Source organism: Yersinia proxima (assembly GCF_902170785.1).
GTDB classification, from domain to species: domain Bacteria; phylum Pseudomonadota; class Gammaproteobacteria; order Enterobacterales; family Enterobacteriaceae; genus Yersinia; species Yersinia proxima.
In genome coordinates, this window is sequence record NZ_CABHYG010000004.1 from 803,401 (window position 1) to 826,269 (window position 22,869).

Genomic DNA, 22,869 nt, shown 5'->3' on the forward strand with positions numbered 1-22,869 from the left:
CTTTGACACCAGATGGCTTAATCCAACTGCTGTAATTCGCCAGTTTTACTAACCCTCCAGCGGTGTTCACAGAAATGCAGCAGCGGGTTATCTTGCTTGCTGTCGCTGTAACCACTGTAGAGTTTCAGCGGTGAGCCTAAGCGCTGTTCTAGCTGCACTACTTTTTCTGGCCCCAAACAGCGCAGTGGCAGCACCCACCCACCATTGCGCCGTGCCATGTGGCTACCCACCAGCCGTAAATGATGAATAAAATCAGAATCGTGATAAACCTGTTCTACCAACCGTTGTGGTGAGCCAGTGATAAGCCATACCTGCGCGTCGCTGCTCTCTAAATATTGACGTAGCCGCATCATTACCACCGGAAATTCAGTGACTTTTTGGCGAAACTCATTCACAAAACGTAATTCCAAGTCCCTCAGATGTGCTTCGCTTCGACCAAAAGTGATCGCCCACAACAGCAAACTCATCGGCCAGCGCGCACAGCGCCCACCGGCCAACAAACCCAAGCCAATAATGGGCAGTAATGGAATAACCAACAATAGATTCAGTGGCAGATGGCGCAGCAGAAAACGCAAAAAACTGCCAAACATATCTTGCTGATGCAAAGTGCCATCTAAGTCAAAGAAGACCACACGTTTGACACTTGCCGATGGTGGCTCGACTATTGCACTTGCGGGTTCTGCATTCGAAACCTTGGTCATTGAAATCCCATAAATTTAATCAATAAACATCTGCTAGTGCGGTTCAATATCATTTTACTGGCTGCTAAAGGTCAGCGATAACCAACCTTACAATGCAGCCCGCAAATATCCATTATGTTGCTGTAGATCCAAACGAGCCTGTTCAGCACTGACCCCTTTTAGGATCATCAAGATAGCTGGTTTAACTTCAAATTCAGTTTGCGACAAGACATTTTCCGCCTCAGCACGGCTGACTCCGGTTGCTTCAACCACTATGCGGCATGCGCGATCGACTAATTTCACATTAGTGGCTTTTACATCCACCATCAGGTTTTGATAGACCTTACCTAACTTCACCATCGCGCCGGTCGATAACATATTCAGGACTAATTTTTGCGCCGTACCCGACTTCATCCGGGTTGAACCAGTAAGCGCTTCTGGCCCAACTACAGGCGAAATCGCGATTAGCGCTTCTTGTGCGATAGGAGAATCAGGATTACAGGAAATAGCCGCAGTGGGGCATCCAAGTTGGCGGGCATAACGCAGTGCGCCAATAACATAGGGGGTACGGCCGGAAGCTGCCAGCCCAACCACCATATCTGTTGCGGTCAGTTGCAAATCTCGCAAATCCCGCTCGCCGAGTGACGCATCATCTTCGGCACCTTCCACCGCTTTGAGTAATGCGCTTGGGCCACCGGCAATTAAGCCAATGACCCTACCATGAGGTACACCGAAGGTCGGTGGGCATTCCGAGGCATCTAAAACACCAAGCCGCCCACTGGTGCCAGCCCCCAGATAGATCAACCGGCCTCCGTCTCGTAAGGCTTTAGCCGCTAAGTCTACCGCCTGCGCAATTTGTGGGATCACCAAACGAATCGCCTCGGGTACTTTTCTGTCTTCATCATTAATACGGGTCAACATCTCCAATGTGGAGAGCGTATCCAGATCCATCGTATCTGGATTGCGACTTTCAGAAATCAAAGCACCCAAGTTCATGGTTTTTCCTCATTATTCTAGAATCTATAGTGCGCATAAAAATCATATCATTTAACAATTAGGCCTTGTAGTGACTTATCGCCATTCAACTGTGAATCTTCTTTCTTATTTTAGCTTCCCTATTTATCTTCTCTCCGGAGTTTTGGTCATAATATCTTGTCGGCCATATTTCTGATGGATGAATATCCAAAAAATCTGCAATGATATACTCGCCTTTAGGCCAGGGCCTGGTTAGTGCATTGGTTAGTGTGCTGGAACTTAAACCTGAATTTCGCGATACCGCAGAGAGCGTAGAGCCTTTTTTACGTATCGCAGCTATTATATCCGCAGGATGCCAGTCCGATATTTTTTTGATCATAAAAAACTCCTTTTAATATAACACCCATCTTATTAAGATAATCCCCACCTTATTTTTCGATAATTATACCCATGCGGATCAACGAGAGTAATTGTACTAAGGTACAATTCGGCACTGTGCTTTAAAATAGTGAGACATTTAAAGCAATAATAAACTGCAGGTATGTTTAATCATCATATGGATAAATAAATTAACTCAATCCATTTCAGATAATTTACTGATAAATTTACACATTATCATTTAATAATAATGTATTTTATTAAGGAGGTAATCTTTGAATAACTTATTTTTCAAAAACCAATTAATTAACACTACTATAGAGAAAAAACTTGAAAAAAAACTCGAGAAATACAGAAAAATCAGATATGCATACGCAATAATGAATAAAAGGAACCCAACTGACTTCACGGTTATTTCAAATACAAAAAATTGGTTCAAATTCTATACACAAAACAACTTTCAGTTTACGGATCCTGTGCTTCTCACGGCGGCGCATTGTGTTATGCCATTTTCTTGGGATGAAAAGATTACATTCAGATGGCCAAGATTATTTGATATGGCAAAAGAGTATGATGTGTTTAATGGTTATACCTTTGTTCTACACGATCAAAATAATAATCTTACTGTTCTTTCCCTTATGACTGACAAAGATTGCGATGAAGATATAGATGAGAGATTCGGAAAGGATAAAGGTAATATTCAATTGCTATTGATGAGTGTTCACGAAAGACTAATTTCACTTTATAAAGATCTAAATAATACAAGTATTTTTTATAAAATGAATAGAAATGAAATTTTTTCAAAGCGTGAGAATGAAATTCTATTCTGGGCTAGCATGGGAAAATCTTATCAAGAGATTGCACTTATTTTAGGAATAAAAACTACCACAGTAAAACATCATATGGGCAAAGTGGTCCGAAAACTCGGAGCAACCAATGCCAAACATGCGATAAGCCTTGCTGTTGAGTTACAACTGATTAGGTCGGTTCATCCTTAAGATACAAAGATAATGGCCAAGTATTTTCTTGATCCATTCACCGGGCTCTCACCCAAAAAGGGTGCTATGCTCCCTCACTTGGCCTTTTATTTTATTATTTATGGGTATTATTAACCAACCTGGCAGAATAACTTCCCATATTCAGGAACTGATTTATGAGTAGTCTTCTTCGCATTCGTCAGCTCTATCCAACGCTGGCACAAAATGATCGTAAGTTAGCTGATTTCTTGCTGACCAATCCTGAGCAGGCACGCCACCTCAGTTCTCAAAAACTGGCACAGCAAACCGGCGTTAGCCAATCTGCGGTAGTAAAGTTCGCACAAAAATTAGGCTATAAAGGCTTCCCGGCTCTTAAACAAGCCTTGAGTGAGATTGTGGCTGCTCCCGAGCAAGCCGTCACTCTTCATAACCAAATTTTAAGTACCGACAGTTTAAAAACAGTGGGCGAAAAGTTATTGGCGGAAAAAGCTGCCGCACTGCGAGCGACGTTGGATATCAATAGCGAGCAGAGACTAACTGAAGCATTAGACATGTTGCGCTCAGCGCGCCGCGTTATTTTGACGGGCTTGGGTGCCTCTGGTTTAGTGGCGAAAGACCTTGCTTATAAGCTATTAAAGATAGGCGTTATGGCGGTATCCGAAACAGATATGCATGCACAATTAGCAGCGGTACAGGCTTTGGATTCGCGAGATCTACTATTGGCTATATCCTTCAGCGGTGAGCGCCGTGAGATTAATTTGGCGGCTGAAGAAGCACAACGATGTGGTGCCAAAGTGTTGGCGTTGACCAGTTTTACCCCGAATAGCTTGCAGCAACGGGCTGATCATTGTTTGTATACTATCTCAGAAGAACCAGCCATACGCAGCGCAGCCATTTCATCGAGCACTGCACAATACGCGCTGACTGATCTGCTATTTATGGCAATGATCCAGCAAGACCTTGAAAGTGCGCAGGATCATATTAAGCACAGTGCCGCGCTGGTGAAAAAACTGGTCTAAGGATGCCAGAGGGGTATAATCCCCCGCTGTTAAGAATACCCGACCTAAGGTAAGAGGAACCATGGCCCTGTTAATCACTCGTAAATGTATTAATTGCGACATGTGCGAGCCGGAATGCCCTAACGAGGCAATTTCTATGGGTGCAGAAATCTATCAAATTGACCCTATGCGCTGTACAGAATGCGTCGGTCATTACGAAACTCCAACCTGCCAGTTGGTCTGCCCTATTGATAATACGATTTCTATCGATCCCGCTTGGGTGGAAACTAACGAACAGCTGTGGGACAAATTTGTCCAATTGCATCACGCTGATCGTCTCTGATTTTTATGGCTGAATTATCAGTGCCTCCACTGAAGCACTGATAATATAATCAACTCAAATCCGCACTAAACAAACAGGCTAATCAGCAATACCATTGCCAGCCCCACCACTGAGTTAGTCAATTCAAGCAAGCCCCAGGTCTTCAGCGTGTCTTTAATAGACAAGTCGAAATACCCTTTAAACAACCAGAATGAAGCATCATTAATATGGGTAAAGGTATTGGAGCCTGCCGCCGTTGCCAGCACCAATAGCGCCGGATCGACCGAGGTAATGGTATGTGTCACCGGGTCCATAACTGCTGCACCAATAATACCTGCGGCTGTCATTGCTGATACCACACCTTGCCCGGTTGACAGGCGAATAAGCACAGTAATCAGCCAGGCCATGATATAAGGTGACACACCACCTGCTGACATCAACATGCCAATAGTATCGCCAATGCCGGTATCAATGATGACCTGCTTGAGCGCACCACCTGCACCAATGATCAAGATGACCATCGCAATGCCTTTTACCGCCCCCTCAAATGAGTGCATGACCCATTCCATCTTATGACCACGCCCGGTGCCAAACAGGACAAAGGCAACCAGCATGGCGATAAACATGGCAATAGGCGATGAACCGAGGAAGTTCAGAATGGTGTATGACGTCGTCCCTTTCACCAGCCAAATATTGGCAATGGTGGTAAAAATCATAATAAAAGCAGGGATTAATGGCACCAGTATCGAGGTGCTGAACGACGGCAAGTTGTTCTCATCCAGCGGGTTCTCTGCTTTCAGGAAGGTTGGTACTGGTCGCTCCAGATTACCAAGGAATTTGGGCAAAATCAGCCCTGCACAAATAACAGAAGGGATGGCAACCAAAATACCGTAGATATAAACCATCCCCATATCAGCACCATACGCACTCACCAGCGCAACGGGCCCTGGCTGTGGTGGGAAAAGGGAGTGCGCAGTGGTCGCAGCAGCCACTGCCGGGATCGCCAACTTAAGGAATGGGATCTTAGCTTCAACCGCGATGGCAATGATCAATGGCGCCAAAATGATAAAGGCAACTTCATAGAACATCGCCAGACCAAAGATCAGGCCGATGATAATGACAGCAAATTCAACATACTTAAGCCCAAACCGGCGCAATAGCGTCTGGGCTATCTGATGGGCAGCACCAGAGTCGACCATGAGCTTGCCGATCACTGCACCAAATACGACGATTATTGCCAGTTCACCGAGTGTCCCGCCAAACCCCGCTTTAATGGTATGCAGAAGTTTGAGCAAGTCCATCCCGGCGAGAGTGCCCACCAGTAGAGCTGCCAGCAGCAATGCAATCATTGAATTGATCTGATAGCGTATATTCAGCACTAGCATTAAGCCAATACCCAATACCACCCATAGGATATTAATCCATTCCATCTTTTACTTTCCCCAGTAGTTAAACATCAAATTTTGCTGATATCACTGTTGTTATATTGGTCAGGCCAAATTTAGTGATTTTTGTGGCTATAATATCGCCTTAATACTGAGTATTTCTGCATCAATCCGTACTTATGCGTGCGGATTATTCATCATATCCAGCTATTTGGTATTACAAGTACCACCAATTGGCCAACCAAATGAAGCATTGGTTAACCAACTTGTCGGGCAGATCGCAAAATTAAGATTTATTCTGGGGAATTTTCACACGCTGGTGGGATATAAAGCGTGCAGCTTTCAGATAGAAAATGGAGAGGAATATCGGAGTTATGGCCAACAAACAAGCAGAGTGGACAACAAAAAGGAGCGGCATTTTCATGCTCGCCCCTTAAGATCCATTAGCCACGCTCTGGCAGCTATAGGAAGTTTTTAGCTTTCAATAATCACAGTCGCACAGGCATAACGCCGCTCATCAGCCAGAGTCACATGCAAAGATTTGACACCGAGTTCGGCCGCCAACTCTGCCGCTCGTTGATGCAAACGTAGCGTTGGTTTACCTAATGCATCGTTGACCACTTCAAACTGGTTAAATGCCAAACCATTACGGATACCTGTACCGAATGCTTTAGCGGCCGCCTCTTTAACGGCAAAGCGCTTGGCTAAAAAACGGATTGGCTGTTGGTGCTGCTGATAATGTTGCCATTCCGCTGGGCTAAGAATGCGCCGGGCCAGCTTTTCACCACTGCGTTCAACTACCGACTCTATCCGTGAAATCTCAACAATATCAGTGCCTAACCCAATAATAGCCATTAACGACGCGCTTCCCGCATCAATACTTTCATATCGGTCACCGCAGCAGCAAGGCCCGACATAACAGCCTGACCGATGATTGCATGACCAATATTTAGCTCATGCATTTCCGGCAAGGCAGCTATGGGTTGGACATTGTGATAAGTCAGGCCGTGACCTGCGTTAACTTTTAACCCTTTACTGGCAGCATAGGTCGCCGCTTTAGCGATCCGTACCAACTCAGCCTGCCGAGCCAAATCTGAAGTAGCATCAGCATAAGCGCCAGTGTGGATTTCAATGTAAGGAGCCCCAACCGCAACAGCAGCATCAATTTGGCGCATATCCGCATCGATAAACAGTGAAACCAGAATACCGGCCTCAGATAGACGACTGACCGCAACAGTCATTTTATCAATTTGACCGGCAACATCCAGCCCGCCTTCGGTAGTCACTTCCTGGCGTTTTTCTGGCACTAAACAGCAAAAATGAGGGTTTATCTCACAAGCAATCCCCACCATTTCATCGGTGACAGCCATTTCCAGATTCATGCGGGTTTGGATTGTTTCACGCAGGATACGCACATCCCGATCAGTAATATGGCGGCGATCTTCACGCAGATGGACAGTGATGCCGTCGGCACCCGCTTGCTCAGCGATAAAAGCTGCCTGCACAGGATCGGGGTAAATGGTCCCACGAGCATTTCGTAATGTCGCAATGTGATCAATATTAACGCCCAGCAACAAATCAGTCATGACAGCCCTCCAGATATGGATGCATCTTTAATAGCTTAATGAGCATGCAAAAATGCTTGCCAATAAACGTGTAAGTGCCTGGCAGTTTACACCGAGTTGGCGGCCAGCGGATAGGCTACAGCGGGGGAAAATTGATGATGAGCAGTGTAAACAATCGAGCTGTCGATACTAGGGTAAGGGTTCAGATGGCGGTTTAATCACAAATTGGCGGAACAGTTCGCGACTTTTGAGTGGCTTCCCCCCCAGATAGGGCTTTAGAGCAATGCGGGTAAAACGTTTGGCCGCACGCAACGTATCTGCATCGGGAAACTCACGATTAGCCAGAGCCAATAATTGGCGGCCGGTAAAACTGTAGTGGTCAACAACCAAACTGGCAATAAACCCTTTCTCTTCACGATAGCGGTAGGTCATGGTGTCTGACACCGGTTGACCACTGCCAGCGCAATGGAGGAAATCAACGCCATAGCCAAGGTGAGCCAGTATCGCCAATTCAAACTGGCGTAAAGCATATTCAGGTGAGCCATCGCTGCCCGCGAGTGATTGTAAGCAATGCAGATAGTCGAAGAATAACGCAGAGTAATTGGTTTGATGTTCGAGTACGCGCGAGAGCAGCTCGTTAACATATAGGCCGCTGTACAACATTGAGCCGGTCAATGGGAGAGCCAATGAAACCGGCTCGGCACTACGTAATGTTTTGACTTCACCACGCCCGGTCCAACGAACCAGTAAGGGTGTAAAAGGCTGCAAGCAGCCTTTTAGGTTGGAACGGCGACCACGCGCACCTTTTGCCAACACCCGCATGCGGCCTTCCCCTTCAGTGAACAAATCCAGCATTAAACTGGTTTCACTGTAAGGTCGCCCATGCAGGACAAATGCGCGTTGCCAACCTTCCATCGGCGAGTCTTATTTCAGATCGTCGGTATAGCCTAAGCTGCGCAATGCGCGCTCGTCATCTGCCCAGCCGGATTTCACTTTCACCCACAGCTCAAGATGCACTTTAGCTTCGAACATTTGTTCCATGTCCTGACGGGCTTCGATACCGATGGTTTTGATTTTTGAACCTTTATTGCCGATGACCATTTTCTTCTGGCCTTCGCGTTCCACCAAAATCAGGCCATGGATGTTATAACCACCGCGCTCATTTGGTACGAACTGTTCAATTTCCACCGTCACCGAGTAAGGCAATTCCTCACCCAGGAAGCGCATCAGCTTCTCACGAATGATCTCAGAGGCCATAAAGCGCTGAGAACGATCTGTGATGTAATCTTCCGGGAAATGATGATCAGCTTCCGGCATATGCTTGCGCACGATGCTGGCGATAGTGTCCACATTCATCCCTTTTTCAGCGGAAATAGGAACAACATCCAGGAAATTCATCTGCTGGCTTAAGAACTGGATATGAGGTAACAGTTTAGTTTTATCTGTTACGTTATCGACTTTGTTGATAGCCAATAATACCGGGCATTGCAAACTGCGCAGTTTATTAACCACCATTTCATCGTCAGCAGTCCAGTTCGTCCCTTCAACCACAAAAATGACTAGCTCTACATCACCGATGGAGCTGCTGGCCGCGCGATTCATTAAACGGTTAATCGCGCGTTTTTCTTCAATATGCAGCCCTGGGGTATCAACATAAATGGCCTGATAAGGCCCTTCAGTGTGGATCCCCATAATACGGTGACGTGTGGTTTGCGGTTTACGTGAAGTGATGGAGATTTTCTGCCCCAGCAATTCATTCAGCAAGGTAGATTTACCCACATTCGGGCGACCTACAATCGCAATAAAACCACAATACGTTTTTTCTACTTCGCTCATTCAAGCTCCAACTGTTTCAGCGCTTGTTCCGCTGCCGCCTGCTCAGCTTTACGGCGACTTGAGCCAGTACCTATTACCGGTTCATTCAAGCCACTCACCTGGCAGTGGATAGTAAATTCCTGATCATGTGCTTCACCACGAACCTGCACAACCAGATAAGAAGGTAATGGCAGATGACGGCCCTGTAAATATTCTTGCAGGCGCGTTTTTGGATCTTTCTGCTTATCACCAGGGCTGATTTCTTCTAATCGACTGTGATACCAGGCGAGAATCAGCCGTTCAATCGTATGAATATCGCTGTCTAAGAATATACCGCCGATTAACGCTTCGACTGTATCTGCCAAAATTGATTCACGGCGGAAACCACCACTTTTCAATTCACCCGGCCCAAGGCGTAAACATTCACCGAGGTCAAACTCACGGGCCATTTCGGCTAGCGTATTACCTCTAACCAAGGTTGCGCGCATCCGACTCATATCCCCTTCATCAACACGAGGGAAACGGCGGTACAACTCATTGGCAATAACGAAACTTAATATAGAGTCACCCAGGAACTCCAAACGCTCGTTATGTTTGCTACTGGCGCTACGATGAGTCAGTGCTTGCAGCAAGAGCTCCTGCTGTTGAAAAGTGTAGCCCAGCTTCCGCTGTAGCCTATTTATTACGATGGGGTTCATGAGTTACCAATAGATCAAGAATGCGTCAAAAACTACAGCAGACGGAACAGGTCTGATCGGCCAAGATTACCAAGACAAAACTGTTTCGTTTGCAGTGGCCCCCATAAAAGAGCCAACTTTTATCGCTCGAAAGGTTATTCTACAACGAGTGGAAATATAATGCTGCGTTTAAATACCCTGCGGGCTTGAAGTGACAGCGGTATTCAGTGCCACTGTCACCCCGATGACTCAAGGTAGAGCCAGTATTAATGTATTCCACCAATACGGCTTAAACGCACACCCGTTGGCCATTCACCTTCTTGCTTTTCAAAACTCATCCAAATAGCAGTGGCTTTGCCGACCAGATTACGTTCTGGCACAAAACCCCAGTAACGGCTATCTGCACTATTATCCCGGTTATCACCCATCATAAAGTAATGACCTTCTGGAACAACCCATACACCTAACGGCTGATTAGGTTGCTGATAATAAGCACCTAGCTGCTCCTGACGCCCAGGAACGGTCAAAATCTGGTGTGCAACCGGGCCGAGGGTTTCGGTACGCTCTCTCAAACGCACACCACCATCAGGTACAGCCTGATTTAGCGGAATTTGGAAGAAACCGGCAGAAGCCTCACCATTACCGCTATAACGGAATGTTTGCACGAAATCACTAGGCTCAGATGCACTGTAAGTAATCGGCAATGCGCTATCACAAGAAGCGCCGGTATTACATGCTGGCTGAACCGTTACTTCTTTACTGATTGGATTATAACTTACACGGTCACCCGGTAAACCCACCACGCGCTTGATATAGTCCAAACGAGGGTCTAACGGGTATTTAAACACGGCAATATCACCGCGTTTTGGATGCCCGGTAGGAATCAGCGTGGTTTGAGTAATTGGGTCTTTAATACCGTAAGCAAATTTCTCTACCAGAATGAAATCACCGATCAACAACGTGGGCATCATCGAACCAGAAGGAATCTGGAAGGGTTCGTAAATAAACGAACGCACGATAAATACCAGAGCTAACACCGGGAAGACTGAAGCACAAGTCTCTATCCAGCCCGGCTGTTTTGCCGCCGGAGCCAGAGTCTTGTTATCAACAGCACTCCCGGTTTGCGCCTTGATAGCCGCAGTTTGCGCATTAACAGCCGCAATTTTTGCCTGACGGGCCGGCCCCCATTTGAATCGCTCGAAGCACCAGATAATCCCTGTCACCAGCGTTGCTATTGCTAAAATCAAGGCAAACATGTTAGCCATCAAAACTCCTTATTTACTGTCTTTTCCGACGTGCAGAATAGCCAGGAAAGCCTCTTGCGGTAATTCAACGTTACCGACCTGCTTCATACGTTTTTTACCGTCTTTCTGTTTCTGCAGAAGTTTCTTTTTACGGCTAACGTCGCCGCCATAACACTTCGCCAGTACGTTTTTACGTAACTGTTTCACAGTCGAACGAGCAATGATGTGGTTACCAATAGCGGCCTGAATCGCAATGTCAAATTGCTGGCGCGGGATCAGTTCTTTCATTTTCTCAACCAGATCACGGCCACGGTACTGTGCATTATCACGGTGAGTGATAAGCGCTAAGGCATCGACCCGCTCGTTGTTGATTAATACATCAACACGTACCATGTCGGAAGTCTGGAAACGTTTAAAATTGTAATCCAATGATGCATAGCCACGAGATGTCGATTTCAGGCGATCGAAGAAATCAAGAACCACTTCAGCCATTGGAATTTCATAGGTCAGTGCCACTTGATTACCGTGGTAAACCATGTTGGTCTGCATGCCACGCTTTTCAATACATAAAGTAATGACGTTACCCAAATATTCCTGTGGCAACAGCATATGACATTCAGCAATAGGTTCGCGCAGTTCTTCAATATTATTCAGAGCAGGCAGCTTGGAGGGGCTATCAACATAGACCGTTTCCTGAGCTGTAGTAATCACTTCGTACACCACCGTTGGTGCCGTCGTGATAAGTTCCAAATCGTACTCACGCTCCAAGCGCTCCTGGATGATTTCCATATGCAGCAAACCAAGGAAGCCACAGCGGAAACCAAAGCCTAATGCAGTTGAACTCTCTGGCTCATAGAACAAAGAGGCGTCATTCAGACTCAACTTGCCCAATGCATCGCGGAAAGCCTCATAGTCATCGGAACTAATCGGGAACAGGCCAGCATAAACCTGTGGTTTGACTTTCTTAAAACCAGGTAATGATTTTTCCGCCGGGTTACGAGCCAATGTCAACGTATCACCAACTGGCGCGCCAAGAATGTCTTTTATCGCACAAACCAACCAACCTACTTCGCCGCAATTCAGCACGTCACGATCAACACGTTTTGGCGTAAAGATCCCCAAACGGTCAGCGTTATAGGTCTGGCCAGTACTCATGACCTTAACTTTATCGCCTTTTCGCAACGAACCATTCTTGATACGGATTAATGACACTACGCCCAGATAGTTATCAAACCATGAGTCAATAATCAGCGCCTGCAATGGGCCGTCCGGATCGCCCTGAGGTGGGGGAATATCGCGTACCAATCGCTCAAGAATATCAGGCACACCTACACCGGTTTTTGCCGAGCAACGGACGGCATCAGTCGCATCAATACCGACGATATCTTCAATTTCTTCAGCAACACGTTCAGGGTCTGCGGCAGGTAAGTCGATTTTATTCAGAACTGGAACCACTTCCAGATTCATTTCCATCGCGGTATAGCAGTTTGCCAGCGTCTGAGCTTCAACGCCCTGCCCTGCATCAACGACCAATAAAGCCCCCTCACAAGCCGCCAACGAGCGGGAAACTTCATAAGAGAAGTCAACGTGACCAGGGGTATCGATAAAGTTGAGTTGATAGGTTTGACCATCTTTCGCGTGATAATCAAGTGTCACACTTTGTGCCTTGATGGTAATACCACGCTCACGCTCCAGATCCATGGAATCCAGTACTTGGGCCGCCATTTCACGCTCAGATAAACCACCACAAATCTGGATAATGCGATCCGACAGTGTCGACTTACCGTGGTCAATATGGGCAATAATAGAAAAGTTTCTTATGTGCTTCATTTATATGAATTTTTCTCTAGTCGTTGTCTTTAATTAATTATTGGTGGACACAGCGATGGACTCAAACCCAAAACTACCCACATAAATATGCACGCATCTTACACTGTAAGTCAGCCTCGTGAAAGGCATCACACTTAGCTTGTTACCTGATTTATGCTATTAAAAGGTGCCTGCACCTTTCTGCTGGCTGCTATAGTCAAGATGCATCGTGACTCAATGACTCACTGCATTTTTATTTCTTCAGTATAAATATTTATTAAATCATTTTAGGAAAATACTCATTTACCCTATGGATACATAATCTAGAGTATTAATTTGACTGTGTAATAACCAAGTGAAATATCCTCTTGGTGGTTGGAAGGCGAATATTATGATTGACGAAGGAAAAATACTTAGCCGCCATGAGTTGAGGAATAAAAGCTCAAAGTTAACAATTAGTATAATAATATTTTTATTAGGATTAAGTTTTGTAATAATTAGCTTATCACTGACAACATCTATTTTTTCAACGCCCTCTATCCTTTCAATTTTATGCGTTGCCATTGCCGGTATATCACTGAGTTTTCTGCTATATTCACGGCAATATACCAATCTTACATTTACCTACTTTCTTTATGAAAAGGGTGTTCGTGTTTTTAATCACCAGAGTGGAAGTGTTTATTTCATACCATTTAATAAAATAGAATACATTTATAAATATCACGTAGGAGTAAGTCCTAATGGTAAAATTAATGCTATGGCATTTCGTACATCAAAAACTCAACCTTGGAATATTATTATTAATAATATCACCAATGCATACCCTCTCATAAATACCATAATCCATCAGCAGGTTATGAATATCGGGTTAATAAGTTTAAATAGACTATCAAGGGGTAAAACAATCGTTTTTGATATCGTACGAGGGAATGACATTTGGTTAAAGTCACTAATATTTAATTTCATTAAGATCAAAGAAATGCAAATAGATACCATCCCGATCTCACTTAGTGCACACTCATTAGTGACAACAAAAGGTACTATTAATATTGAGGATATACAGCGTATAGAAACCTTGCGTGAAGCACATTATGACAAAATACGATTATTTGACGTAAAAGGTAACATACTGTTTTCAATAGACCACTCATCAATTATAAGTGCTGATCTTTTTATTGCCCTGCTGGAACATATGATACAGAACCGAATACCAGCCTATTATGGCTAGCTAAACTATTCTTGTTGGATACGTATCGCTGTTGGCGGTAAACCAATCTGCAAAATAGCTGGTTGATAAGTACTTTGCCCTTCAATTTTACTCGCGATAACTCTGGCCAATAAAAAACCCAACCCCGCACCGGAAATAGCCCCCAGAGCGGTAAAAGCATCGGTAATAAATAAGGTTTGAAACAAATCACCACCAGCAATTAATCCGACTAATGGGGTCAAATAAACCAAAGCAGCAGAGCGCAATAAGCTACCTTCACTAATCCCCACTTCAACCTTTTGCCCTGGTTCAAGGGGGAGTGAGATTGCTATTTTTAACTGATGTTCTGATTCAGGCCCCAATTCATTTAAGAGATGGCTGCCACATCCAGTACGAGCATTACAACTTCCACAACCAGAATGTGGTTCACAACGTAAAAGGGCTACCCCATTTTTCCATGAGATAACTGTTGCCCATTCCTTCATCATTTTGCAGACTCCAAAACGATACTATCAGCAATACGCTTTGCAGTTGAAGGTGGTAACTCACCGACTACAGTAATTTCTACATTATTACGTGCTTCGGTATGAACCGTGCGACGCCCTTGGCGCAATGATTGTTCGGAAGGTGCATCTTTGCCAGCAGGATTTACATTCACTGAAAAGCTAAACAAACCATCAGAGTAGAGCCGTGATTCAGTTGGTGTGTCCATATTAGGCAATGTGCGACGACTACGAGAAACTTCAGTAACTCCCTCAGGCAACCAACGTGGAGCCCAAGAGAAATCCACCTTGTTTTTTGCTGGTAAAGCAAGCAACGGCGGTAAAGGTAATTTTAATACACCTCGCAGAATCTCCTGAATAGGCTCACCGACGGCAAAAGAAATCACACGAAATTGCTCAAGTGTTTCACCATCACGATCCAACAGATCTATTCGCATTGGTAGTTTTGTTGTCTCATCCATCCAAATAATATAGCTATATCGCGTACTATCACGGGCAACCACGCGAATAACCTGACATGGCCTATCGGCAATGCGGGCGCGGCCTAGTGCTATATAGTTATAATATTTTGATAGTTTTTCAAAATCGGGGAATACAACGGAAGGCAGAGCATCAACAATATGTTCACCACTCAACGTAAAAGAATCAAACCCTGGCTCGAAATAACTTATCTCGTCACCACGCTGTATGATCTCAGTACGCGGACCATCCATACGTAGCAATTGCGCTAACGTTTTTTTATCCAAAATGGCATGGCGATAACGAAGAGAATCAATCCCTTGCTTATTAACGTTTATGTACGATAGCTCATAATTGAGCGATTGGCTGGCAGCGCTCATGTCCTGCAACATTGCTATCGGCGCTGTTTCCGCCGCAGCAATTGTTGGCATGAACAGGCTGCCCGCCATTAAACAGACGGAAAACCAAAGTTGCTTCATTACTGCTGCTGCATTCCTAAGGACTGTGTTCCAGGGACCTGAATAGCGGCTTGCGTAGATGCTGAAGGTGCCTGCGACACATCAGTTTGCGGCAAACGACGTTGCAATTCAAAATCTTGCAATTGCGTCATCATATTAACACGACGGCGTTGCTCTTGAACTTGATGCTGTTGAGATGTTCCGAAAGAACCATCAGCAGGTACACCAAAACTGACAGGTGATGCTTTACCCATCATCGGTAATGTATTAAACGCAGGTGCTTCTGACTGTAAGCTGCCGGATGCAGGTTGATTATATTGCTGAACCCCCACAATAACCGCAAGAGAAACACATGCAGCAACCCCAACCTGGGTAATCTGACTAGCCCATGGGCGAATTTTTTGCCAGAAAGGCATTTTCTGCCAGACATGAGGTTGTGGCTGAGATTCAGGCACAGCAATAGGAACAAAACGAGCAGGTTCATTTTTGAGCGCCTCTGCGACACGGCTGGCGATATCCAGATGCAAGACTTCACCAACGTCCCCCCGCAGGGTATCACGGATTAAATGATAGCTCTGCCAGCTTTGCTGTAGCTCTTTATCTTTGGATAAAGACCCCATCAGCTCACTATCAAGAGTTTCTCCGTCCATCAGAGCGGAAAGCTTTTCTTTCTGCATGCCAAATACCCTTTATTTGTCCGCTTATCGCTGAATCAGCGGCTGAACTTTGTTATCGATAGCCTCTCTGGCACGGAAGATACGGGAACGAACAGTACCAACCGGACAGTCCATAATTACAGCTATCTCTTCATAGCTTAGACCATCTAACTCCCTGAGTGTAATCGCCATACGGAGATCTTCAGGAAGTGACTCTATGGTTTTAAAAACTATCTGCCTCAATTCCTCTGACAACATTAAGTTCTCAGGGTTCGATATTTCTTTCAATGCACCTGCATTTTCGTAATTTTCAGCATCATTTGCATCGACATCACTAGATGGCGGGCGCCGCCCCTGAGCAACTAAATAGTTTTTCGCCGTATTAACAGCAATACGGTACAGCCAGGTATAAAAAGCACTATCGCCACGAAACGATTCCAGGGCGCGGTAGGCCTTAATAAAAGATTCTTGAACTACATCAGGGACATCGCCCTGAGGCACGTATCGGGATACGAGGCTCGCAACCTTATGCTGGTATCGAATTACCAGTAAATTGAACGATTGCTGATCGCCTTTCTGGACCCGTTCAACCAGCATCTGATCCGTTAACTGCTCGCTCATCCGAGGTGAACTCTCCCGAAATCTATCCCCACGCTAAAAGTAGTACTGCCAGCCATATCTTTATTTTCCTGAGCAAGCACACGCTTGGAGTTTATAAAAGTTGCAAAGTTCCATGTTGCCAGATTATTTGTCTGAATATTCTTTAGACATCTTATAGCCATAGCTTTTGCTCTGGCAGATAGGCTAACATGAATTTCACTCTTCTTCTGCACACATCATACGATATGCAATCATCATCTGAACACGTTAGCGATGTATTGATCATCGGGAGTGGCGCTGCCGGTTTATCACTGGCTTTGCGTCTTGCGCCACATTGTAAAGTCACCGTTCTGAGCAAAGGGCCACTTAATGAAGGCGCCACTTTTTATGCCCAGGGAGGTATTGCCGCCGTTTTTGATGAAACTGACAGCATCAGTTCACATGTCGATGACACCCTGATCGCTGGGGCCGGGCTTTGCGACAAAGAAGCCGTCGAGTTTATCGCCAGCAACGCCCGCTCTTGTGTGCAATGGTTGATTGATCAAGGTGTTCTTTTTGATACCGAAACCAGTGCCAGCGGCGAAGAACGGTATCACCTTACCCGAGAAGGTGGCCATAGCCATCGCCGTATACTACATACCGCGGATGCTACAGGTAAAGAAGTAGAGACCACCCTGGTGGGCAAAGCAAGGGCTCATCCGAACATTTTAGTTAAAGAACGCTGCAATGCAGTCGATCTTATCACGTCCAATAAAATTGGTCTGCCGGGGACAAAACGCGTCGTTGGCGCTTATATCTGGAACCGCGAATTAGAGAAAGTTGAGACTTTTCGTGCCAAATCTGTCGTTTTAGCGACAGGTGGTGCCGCAAAAGTTTATCAATACACTACTAACCCGGATATTTCCTCCGGTGATGGCATTGCCATGGCATGGCGTGCTGGTTGTCGGGTTGCCAATCTGGAATTTAACCAGTTCCATCCTACTTGCCTGTTCCATCCGCAAGCTCGCAACTTTTTACTGACCGAAGCCTTACGTGGCGAAGGTGCCTACCTAAAACGCCCTGATGGCAGCCGTTTCATGCTCGATTTTGATGCTCGAGGCGAACTCGCACCACGAGATATCGTCGCGCGCGCCATCGACCACGAAATGAAACGCCTTGGCGCGGATTGTATGTACCTCGATATCAGCCATAAACCCACAGATTTCGTGATGCAGCACTTCCCGATGATCTACGAAAAACTGCTGTCATTAGGTATCGACCTAACTAAAGAAGCCATTCCAATCGTTCCAGCCGCACATTATACCTGCGGCGGTGTGATGGTTGATCAACACGGTCGCACGGATCTGGACGGGTTATATGCTATTGGCGAAGTCAGTTATACCGGCTTACATGGCGCTAACCGCATGGCGTCTAACTCGTTGCTTGAATGCCTGGTCTATGGCTGGTCTGCAGCCGAGGACATTCTTTTGCGTTTACCGACGGCCAAGCTGGCTCCGCATTTGCCAGACTGGGACGAAAGCCGTGTTGATAATTCTGATGAACGTGTTGTCATCCAGCATAACTGGCACGAATTACGCTTATTTATGTGGGATTACGTCGGCATTGTACGTACGACCAAACGCTTAGAGCGGGCCTTACGCCGCATAACAACATTACAGCAGGAAATTGATGAGTATTATGCCAATTTCCGTATCTCTAATAACCTGCTGGAATTGCGTAATCTGGTGCAAGTTGCTGAACTAATCGTGCGTTGCGCTATGGATCGCAAAGAGAGTCGCGGGTTGCACTACACCCTTGATTATCCAGAGCAACTTGAGAATCCAAAACCGACTATTCTCCATCCATAATGCCATTCAGGGCGCGCATATCTTGTGAACACTATATTTTGTGAATACCAAGTATCGCGCCCTACTTCCTCTTTTCCCGCGCTTTAACAACCCGCTAGTAGTTTAAGTAAAAATCGCTGATTAGTGCACAGAACTCGGGTGAATACACCCCTTCCGATTGACGTAAATCCAGTTGCTGGAACTCAGTATCACCAGCCTGGCGTGATAGCGTTAGCAACATGCGATGTAATGGCTTGCCGGGGCGATCTCTGATATCAACCTGGCAACGAATAAACCAATCTTGTTGCACGGCAAGGCGAGCCAGCTCTCCCCCTAAATCGTGGGGTAAAACTACACAAAAGATGCCGTCCGCTGTGATAAGATTCGCCACACAGTCCAGTAAAGCATCATGAGTTAAGGAGCCGGTGTAACGTGCGGTATCGCGAGCTTCATCACGACAGGCGACCGCCGGAGCAAAATAAGGTGGGTTACTGACAATCAGGTCATACTGATGAAGATGGTTTTCAGCGAACTGGTGCACATCTTGCTGATAAATATGAATACGATCCGCCCACGGTGATTGTGCTGCATTGCTGCTTGCTTGCGCCGCTGCCTCAGGCTCTAGCTCAACACCATCAATCATGACCTCGGGTGTCGAACGCTGGGCAATCATCAAAGCAATAAGCCCGCTGCCGCAGCCAATATCCAGCACTTTGCGCGCTTTTTCTACCGGTGCCCAAGCACCAAGCAGGACACCATCTGTACCCACTTTCATCGCGCAGCGATCATGTGCCACAAAGAATTGTTTAAAAGTGAAACCACCACCGCGTAACATCGGTTTTTTTTTCAATTGCTCGCCCACATTAGTCACCAGAATCTATAACCGGCGTAGCATAGGACAATATGATTGAAGGGAAAAGACATCATTACCGCTTAAACAGGTGAAGAATTCGGCTAACCCGTCTATAATCGGCGCCCCAAGTAGAGGAAGACCATGACTGTAACCAATTTTTCCGAACTCGATCTCGATGAACGCCTGATTGACGCACTGCGCGACAAAGGCTATGAGCGCCCAACGGCCATTCAAGCTGCGGCTATTCCGCCAGCTATGGATGGGCGCGATGTATTGGGTTCGGCACCAACAGGTACGGGCAAAACTGCCGCCTTTTTGCTGCCAGCCTTGCAGCATTTGCTGGATTTCCCACGCAAAAAATCTGGCCCACCACGGATTTTGATCCTGACGCCAACCCGTGAGTTGGCCATGCAAGTGGCAGATCAAGCCCGCGAACTAGCCAAACATACCCAACTGGATATCGCGACCATCACCGGTGGTGTCGCTTATATGAACCACGCGGAAGTCTTTAGTGAGAATCAGGATATTGTAGTGGCGACAACCGGCCGCTTGCTGCAATACATCAAAGAAGAAAACTTTGACTGTCGGGCAGTAGAAACCCTGATTCTGGACGAAGCTGACCGTATGCTTGATATGGGCTTCGCACAAGATATTGAAACTATCTCGGCAGAAACCCGCTGGCGCAAGCAGACCTTACTTTTCTCAGCCACGCTGGAAGGTGAAGCTATCCGTGAATTTGCGGAGCGCATCCTGACTGAGCCGGTAGAGTTGGAAGCTGACCCATCACGCCGTGAACGTAAAAAAATTCAGCAATGGTATTACCGCGCAGACAATATTGAGCACAAAACTGCTTTGCTCGTGCATTTGCTGAAGCAACCAGAAGTACAGAAATCCATTATTTTTGTGCGTACCCGTGAAAAGGTGCATCAACTGGTCAGTTGGTTACGTGAAGCTGGAATTAATGCCTGGTTCCTTGAGGGCGAAATGGTTCAGGCCAAACGAACCGAAGCCGTGATTCGTTTAAGCGATGGTCGGGTTAACGTTCTGGTTGCAACGGATGTAGCTTCACGCGGTCTGGATATCGACGATATCAGCCACGTGTTCAACTTTGATTTGCCGCTGACAGCAGATGTCTACCTTCACCGCATTGGTCGTACTGGCCGTGCAGGGCGTAAAGGGGTTGCTATCTCCCTGGTTGAAGCACATGACCATTTATTGTTAGGCAGAATAGGTCGTTATCTCAAAGAGCCATTGAAGCCACGAGTGATTGATGAGCTGCGACCAACCAGTAAAGCGCCGAGCGAGAAAAGCACAGGTAAACCGTCTAAAAAGGTTTTAGCGAAGCGTAAAGAGCTAAAAGAAGCCGGTAAAGAGAAAACGAAGGTTAAGGTTCGCCATCGTGATGCTAAGAATGTGGGTAAGCGCCGTAAGCCAAAGGACAAGCCCGATACCAAGAGTGCGAGTTAATTCTGCACCCTGACAAAAAAGCCGCTTATAAACAGCGGCTTTTTTATTTGTTATCAAACGGATTCAAACTACAGAACCTGATTTTACAGTGAAGTGCTACTTTTGGGCATTTCAGCCTAAAACAAGCCGTTCAAACACTATTATTGCTGGTAAACCTCTGCAAGTTTTTTACCACGAAGCCAAATATTCAATTGCTGATATTTTTGCTGCATTTCAGCACTTTGGATGTTCAGCGGCGTCATCGCTAAATATTGTTGGAATGTCGCGCCCTGCTTATTACGGGCTTCAGGGTCAGCACCAGCTTTGAGCAAACGCAAAGCTAAATCCGGTGCATTGCTTTTACCTGCTAAATGTAACGGTGTATCGCCCATACGATCGGCAATATTCGGATCAACACCTGCGACCAACAACAAGATCACCTGGATTTCGCGCCCCGCCATGATAGCAGCCGCTAAAGGCGTTGCGAGTGTCACACTATTTCTGGCATCAGGCCGAATATTGTTTTTAAGCAGAATTTGCATGTAATGCGCATCTTGCACAGTGGCAGCAGTGTGCCAGGCTGTATCACCCTGCATTCCGGGCTGAAAAGGATCTGCATGTTCTTGCAACAATGCCGCCAAACTTTCAGGTTGTTGATTGAGGATAGCCCACTGCATAAGTGTCACGGCCTGCTCACCTTGCTGTTGCAGCAATGATTTAGTAGCTAACTGATGGATCTGCTGCACATTCCCATGAACAATCGCATCGGCAATTGGCATAACCAGCGGATCGGTAAACGCGATATTAATCTCTGTCATTGCCTGCCCCTCAAAACTGATTAATGGCATCAAAACACCGTAGATAGCGTAACGCAAATGGCGTTTCACCCTCATTGTCAGTGTTGATTCAGGCATACTGCCGCTCCCAAGGTTGTTGTTCATTCATGGAACTGAGCACTTTATCAATACCATGCGCCGCAAGGCTACGTTCGAGGTGTTTGTGTGGCAGCCAGTCATTTACCCCCGCCAGTTTATCGCTATTAGCCAATGTGATCTTATGACCAATTGCATCAGGAATGAGTGAGGTTGACTCCTGAGTATCCGTCAATAAGTCATGTTGCTCACTATAACGCCGTATACCACCGCTCTCCGCCGACTGCCGCGCCTGAGCAGGATTCATGCCCAAACGATTTAAGGTATAGTCAGAAACACCGGCGGCATTAAATGTTACGGCAAAAGTCCCGCTGGCTAATGCAGCCGTGGCTGCCAGCCCACCGCCCAATGAATGTCCGGTAATCACTAGTGCATCACCAAATGCCATTTTTGCGGTTTTCCCCAGAGCAACAGCCTGATTATATTGAATATCCTCATAACCTGTTGCTTGCCGGATATTACTTAACCAATCCTGAATATCATTGGTGCCCGCAAAAGAGAGCACATACTGTTGGTTATCACTGTAAATCCCAGCCTGAAACCCTGATGCTGTATCAGATAGGCTCGCCGGATCTATCCCCGCCGAAAGCAATGCGGCATCACTCAACCGTGTAAATCCACCAATGCTTCCCGCAGCAGGAGCGTAAACATCTTTCGCGAGTAATGCTAATGAATAGTCCGCTTGCTGTGATCCTTGTCCACTTGATATAGGTATATTACCGCTGGCAGCTAAAACACGTTCACCACGCGATACATCAAGGTTGGCCAGCATGCTGTAATAAAGATCATTACCTGCCTGAGGGGGAATTAGAGAGGTGGGTTCCCTTTGCAGCTTGTCCGTAGGCCCAGCAGGGATAGAGCCCTCTTTCTTGACCTGCTCCATTGGTTTTATTTGACCCATCAATCCTGCTGATAGAACAGGCCGAGCCAAACTGACAGATACACTCATGCCAACTCCTTGTCGATAGATAATTCCAATATTGAGTCAACCTCAATAACTTTATCTATCGACACATCGGATGAGTTCTTAAATGGAAATGGTAAGATTTATTTATATAAAATGAATATTGTGATCTCAGTCTAACTTATCGATAAACAAATCGC

The 22,869-nt window shown here is 46.1% G+C and carries 24 protein-coding genes; 6 read left to right on the forward strand and 18 right to left on the reverse strand.

What is annotated here, in order from left to right; genetic code table 11:
* Window positions 1-17: 17 nt before the first annotated feature.
* The 3 genes from yfhb to FTB31_RS05645 all read right to left on the reverse strand — a co-directional run bounded on the left by yfhb (window position 18) and on the right by FTB31_RS05645 (window position 2,034).
* A complete protein-coding gene (yfhb, locus tag FTB31_RS05635; protein WP_175627958.1) occupies window positions 18-701 on the reverse strand; it encodes a phosphatidylglycerophosphatase C in 684 nt (227 codons plus the stop codon).
* An 87-nt stretch (window positions 702-788) separates the two neighbouring features.
* Window positions 789-1,676 (reverse strand): N-acetylmuramic acid 6-phosphate etherase, encoded by an 888-nt coding sequence (murQ, locus tag FTB31_RS05640; RefSeq protein ID WP_050076421.1) that lies wholly within the window; start codon window positions 1,674-1,676, stop codon window positions 789-791.
* Between the two features lie 85 nt (window positions 1,677-1,761).
* Window positions 1,762-2,034, reverse strand: a complete 273-nt coding sequence (locus FTB31_RS05645) for a helix-turn-helix domain-containing protein (RefSeq protein WP_077294359.1) — start codon at window positions 2,032-2,034, stop codon at window positions 1,762-1,764.
* A gap of 274 nt (window positions 2,035-2,308) precedes the next feature.
* Between FTB31_RS05645 and FTB31_RS05650 the strand changes: the two genes are divergently transcribed.
* The 3 genes from FTB31_RS05650 to FTB31_RS05660 all read left to right on the forward strand — a co-directional run bounded on the left by FTB31_RS05650 (window position 2,309) and on the right by FTB31_RS05660 (window position 4,351).
* Entirely contained in the window at window positions 2,309-3,031 is a 723-nt protein-coding gene (locus FTB31_RS05650; RefSeq protein WP_227727001.1) for a helix-turn-helix transcriptional regulator, read from the forward strand.
* A 155-nt stretch (window positions 3,032-3,186) separates the two neighbouring features.
* Window positions 3,187-4,029, forward strand: coding sequence for a MurR/RpiR family transcriptional regulator (locus FTB31_RS05655; protein WP_075338123.1), 843 nt, complete (start codon window positions 3,187-3,189; stop codon window positions 4,027-4,029).
* A 61-nt stretch (window positions 4,030-4,090) separates the two neighbouring features.
* Window positions 4,091-4,351, forward strand: coding sequence for a YfhL family 4Fe-4S dicluster ferredoxin (locus FTB31_RS05660; RefSeq protein ID WP_025379234.1), 261 nt, complete (start codon window positions 4,091-4,093; stop codon window positions 4,349-4,351).
* 65 nt (window positions 4,352-4,416) lie between these two features.
* Here the strand turns inward: FTB31_RS05660 and gntP are convergent, their stop codons facing one another.
* The 8 genes from gntP to lepA all read right to left on the reverse strand — a co-directional run bounded on the left by gntP (window position 4,417) and on the right by lepA (window position 12,846).
* Window positions 4,417-5,760: a gluconate permease GntP gene (gntP, locus tag FTB31_RS05665; protein WP_050076427.1), complete on the reverse strand. Its 1,344-nt coding sequence runs from the start codon at window positions 5,758-5,760 to the stop codon at window positions 4,417-4,419.
* A 429-nt stretch (window positions 5,761-6,189) separates the two neighbouring features.
* Window positions 6,190-6,570 (reverse strand): holo-ACP synthase, encoded by a 381-nt coding sequence (acpS, locus tag FTB31_RS05670; RefSeq protein WP_050076429.1) that lies wholly within the window; start codon window positions 6,568-6,570, stop codon window positions 6,190-6,192.
* A complete protein-coding gene (pdxJ, locus tag FTB31_RS05675) occupies window positions 6,570-7,301 on the reverse strand; it encodes a pyridoxine 5'-phosphate synthase (RefSeq protein ID WP_077294346.1) in 732 nt (243 codons plus the stop codon). Before pdxJ ends, acpS begins: the two co-directional genes overlap by 1 nt.
* A gap of 168 nt (window positions 7,302-7,469) precedes the next feature.
* Window positions 7,470-8,195: a DNA repair protein RecO gene (recO, locus tag FTB31_RS05680; RefSeq protein ID WP_005172741.1), complete on the reverse strand. Its 726-nt coding sequence runs from the start codon at window positions 8,193-8,195 to the stop codon at window positions 7,470-7,472.
* Between the two features lie 9 nt (window positions 8,196-8,204).
* Window positions 8,205-9,116 carry a GTPase Era gene (gene era, locus FTB31_RS05685; protein ID WP_005159414.1) on the reverse strand — a complete coding sequence of 304 codons (912 nt, stop codon included), beginning with the start codon at window positions 9,114-9,116 and terminating at the stop codon, window positions 8,205-8,207.
* Entirely contained in the window at window positions 9,113-9,793 is a 681-nt protein-coding gene (rnc, locus tag FTB31_RS05690) for a ribonuclease III (protein ID WP_005172746.1), read from the reverse strand. Before rnc ends, era begins: the two co-directional genes overlap by 4 nt.
* Before the next feature lie 245 nt (window positions 9,794-10,038).
* Window positions 10,039-11,037 carry a signal peptidase I gene (lepB, locus tag FTB31_RS05695; protein ID WP_005159411.1) on the reverse strand — a complete coding sequence of 333 codons (999 nt, stop codon included), beginning with the start codon at window positions 11,035-11,037 and terminating at the stop codon, window positions 10,039-10,041.
* A gap of 9 nt (window positions 11,038-11,046) precedes the next feature.
* On the reverse strand, window positions 11,047-12,846 hold the full coding sequence (gene lepA, locus FTB31_RS05700) for a translation elongation factor 4 (RefSeq protein ID WP_050076434.1): 1,800 nt from the start codon (window positions 12,844-12,846) through the stop codon (window positions 11,047-11,049).
* 370 nt (window positions 12,847-13,216) lie between these two features.
* On the opposite strand from lepA, the gene FTB31_RS05705 reads away from it, so the two are divergent.
* Window positions 13,217-14,053, forward strand: a complete 837-nt coding sequence (locus FTB31_RS05705) for a hypothetical protein (protein WP_227727003.1) — start codon at window positions 13,217-13,219, stop codon at window positions 14,051-14,053.
* A 5-nt stretch (window positions 14,054-14,058) separates the two neighbouring features.
* Here the strand turns inward: FTB31_RS05705 and rseC are convergent, their stop codons facing one another.
* The 4 genes from rseC to rpoE are packed head-to-tail and all read right to left on the reverse strand — an operon-like array spanning window position 14,059 to window position 16,729.
* Window positions 14,059-14,520, reverse strand: a complete 462-nt coding sequence (gene rseC, locus FTB31_RS05710; protein ID WP_050076437.1) for a SoxR-reducing system protein RseC — start codon at window positions 14,518-14,520, stop codon at window positions 14,059-14,061.
* Complete coding sequence (rseB, locus tag FTB31_RS05715) at window positions 14,517-15,473, reverse strand: sigma-E factor regulatory protein RseB (protein WP_050076439.1); 957 nt, start codon at window positions 15,471-15,473, stop codon at window positions 14,517-14,519. Before rseB ends, rseC begins: the two co-directional genes overlap by 4 nt.
* Window positions 15,473-16,129, reverse strand: coding sequence for an anti-sigma-E factor RseA (gene rseA, locus FTB31_RS05720; protein WP_077173721.1), 657 nt, complete (start codon window positions 16,127-16,129; stop codon window positions 15,473-15,475). The genes rseB and rseA overlap by 1 nt, the downstream gene beginning before the upstream one ends.
* A 24-nt stretch (window positions 16,130-16,153) precedes the next feature.
* Window positions 16,154-16,729, reverse strand: coding sequence for an RNA polymerase sigma factor RpoE (gene rpoE, locus FTB31_RS05725; protein WP_005159396.1), 576 nt, complete (start codon window positions 16,727-16,729; stop codon window positions 16,154-16,156).
* Between the two features lie 224 nt (window positions 16,730-16,953).
* Between rpoE and nadB the strand changes: the two genes are divergently transcribed.
* The gene (gene nadB, locus FTB31_RS05730) at window positions 16,954-18,555 is read left to right on the forward strand and encodes an L-aspartate oxidase (RefSeq protein ID WP_175627957.1); all 1,602 of its coding nucleotides are present in this window, start codon (window positions 16,954-16,956) and stop codon (window positions 18,553-18,555) included.
* A 94-nt stretch (window positions 18,556-18,649) separates the two neighbouring features.
* Here nadB and trmN read toward each other — a convergent pair whose 3' ends face one another.
* Window positions 18,650-19,396: a tRNA(1)(Val) (adenine(37)-N(6))-methyltransferase TrmN gene (trmN, locus tag FTB31_RS05735; protein ID WP_175631713.1), complete on the reverse strand. Its 747-nt coding sequence runs from the start codon at window positions 19,394-19,396 to the stop codon at window positions 18,650-18,652.
* A gap of 132 nt (window positions 19,397-19,528) precedes the next feature.
* Between trmN and srmB the strand changes: the two genes are divergently transcribed.
* Complete coding sequence (gene srmB / locus FTB31_RS05740; RefSeq protein ID WP_019081863.1) at window positions 19,529-20,854, forward strand: ATP-dependent RNA helicase SrmB; 1,326 nt, start codon at window positions 19,529-19,531, stop codon at window positions 20,852-20,854.
* 140 nt (window positions 20,855-20,994) lie between these two features.
* Here the strand turns inward: srmB and FTB31_RS05745 are convergent, their stop codons facing one another.
* Both FTB31_RS05745 and FTB31_RS05750 read right to left on the reverse strand, forming a co-directional pair.
* Complete coding sequence (locus tag FTB31_RS05745) at window positions 20,995-21,651, reverse strand: ankyrin repeat domain-containing protein (protein WP_077294577.1); 657 nt, start codon at window positions 21,649-21,651, stop codon at window positions 20,995-20,997.
* 88 nt (window positions 21,652-21,739) lie between these two features.
* Window positions 21,740-22,714: a DUF2974 domain-containing protein gene (locus FTB31_RS05750; protein WP_077173719.1), complete on the reverse strand. Its 975-nt coding sequence runs from the start codon at window positions 22,712-22,714 to the stop codon at window positions 21,740-21,742.
* Between the last annotated feature and the right edge of the window lie 155 nt (window positions 22,715-22,869).

Excerpts from the sequence above, each read along its gene's own strand:
- yfhb (WP_175627958.1), bottom strand. The coding sequence starts at position 701 with ATGACCAAGGTTTCGAATGCAGAACCCGCAAGTGCAATAGTCGAGCCA.
- murQ (WP_050076421.1), bottom strand. The coding sequence starts at position 1,676 with ATGAACTTGGGTGCTTTGATTTCTGAAAGTCGCAATCCAGATACGATG.
- FTB31_RS05645 (WP_077294359.1), bottom strand. The coding sequence starts at position 2,034 with ATGATCAAAAAAATATCGGACTGGCATCCTGCGGATATAATAGCTGCG.
- FTB31_RS05655 (WP_075338123.1), top strand. The coding sequence starts at position 3,187 with ATGAGTAGTCTTCTTCGCATTCGTCAGCTCTATCCAACGCTGGCACAA.
- FTB31_RS05660 (WP_025379234.1), top strand. The coding sequence starts at position 4,091 with ATGGCCCTGTTAATCACTCGTAAATGTATTAATTGCGACATGTGCGAG.
- gntP (WP_050076427.1), bottom strand. The coding sequence starts at position 5,760 with ATGGAATGGATTAATATCCTATGGGTGGTATTGGGTATTGGCTTAATG.
- acpS (WP_050076429.1), bottom strand. The coding sequence starts at position 6,570 with ATGGCTATTATTGGGTTAGGCACTGATATTGTTGAGATTTCACGGATA.
- pdxJ (WP_077294346.1), bottom strand. The coding sequence starts at position 7,301 with ATGACTGATTTGTTGCTGGGCGTTAATATTGATCACATTGCGACATTA.
- recO (WP_005172741.1), bottom strand. The coding sequence starts at position 8,195 with ATGGAAGGTTGGCAACGCGCATTTGTCCTGCATGGGCGACCTTACAGT.
- era (WP_005159414.1), bottom strand. The coding sequence starts at position 9,116 with ATGAGCGAAGTAGAAAAAACGTATTGTGGTTTTATTGCGATTGTAGGT.
- rnc (WP_005172746.1), bottom strand. The coding sequence starts at position 9,793 with ATGAACCCCATCGTAATAAATAGGCTACAGCGGAAGCTGGGCTACACT.
- lepB (WP_005159411.1), bottom strand. The coding sequence starts at position 11,037 with ATGGCTAACATGTTTGCCTTGATTTTAGCAATAGCAACGCTGGTGACA.
- lepA (WP_050076434.1), bottom strand. The coding sequence starts at position 12,846 with ATGAAGCACATAAGAAACTTTTCTATTATTGCCCATATTGACCACGGT.
- FTB31_RS05705 (WP_227727003.1), top strand. The coding sequence starts at position 13,217 with ATGATTGACGAAGGAAAAATACTTAGCCGCCATGAGTTGAGGAATAAA.
- rseC (WP_050076437.1), bottom strand. The coding sequence starts at position 14,520 with ATGATGAAGGAATGGGCAACAGTTATCTCATGGAAAAATGGGGTAGCC.
- rseB (WP_050076439.1), bottom strand. The coding sequence starts at position 15,473 with ATGAAGCAACTTTGGTTTTCCGTCTGTTTAATGGCGGGCAGCCTGTTC.
- rseA (WP_077173721.1), bottom strand. The coding sequence starts at position 16,129 with ATGCAGAAAGAAAAGCTTTCCGCTCTGATGGACGGAGAAACTCTTGAT.
- rpoE (WP_005159396.1), bottom strand. The coding sequence starts at position 16,729 with ATGAGCGAGCAGTTAACGGATCAGATGCTGGTTGAACGGGTCCAGAAA.
- nadB (WP_175627957.1), top strand. The coding sequence starts at position 16,954 with ATGCAATCATCATCTGAACACGTTAGCGATGTATTGATCATCGGGAGT.
- srmB (WP_019081863.1), top strand. The coding sequence starts at position 19,529 with ATGACTGTAACCAATTTTTCCGAACTCGATCTCGATGAACGCCTGATT.
- FTB31_RS05745 (WP_077294577.1), bottom strand. The coding sequence starts at position 21,651 with ATGACAGAGATTAATATCGCGTTTACCGATCCGCTGGTTATGCCAATT.
- FTB31_RS05750 (WP_077173719.1), bottom strand. The coding sequence starts at position 22,714 with ATGAGTGTATCTGTCAGTTTGGCTCGGCCTGTTCTATCAGCAGGATTG.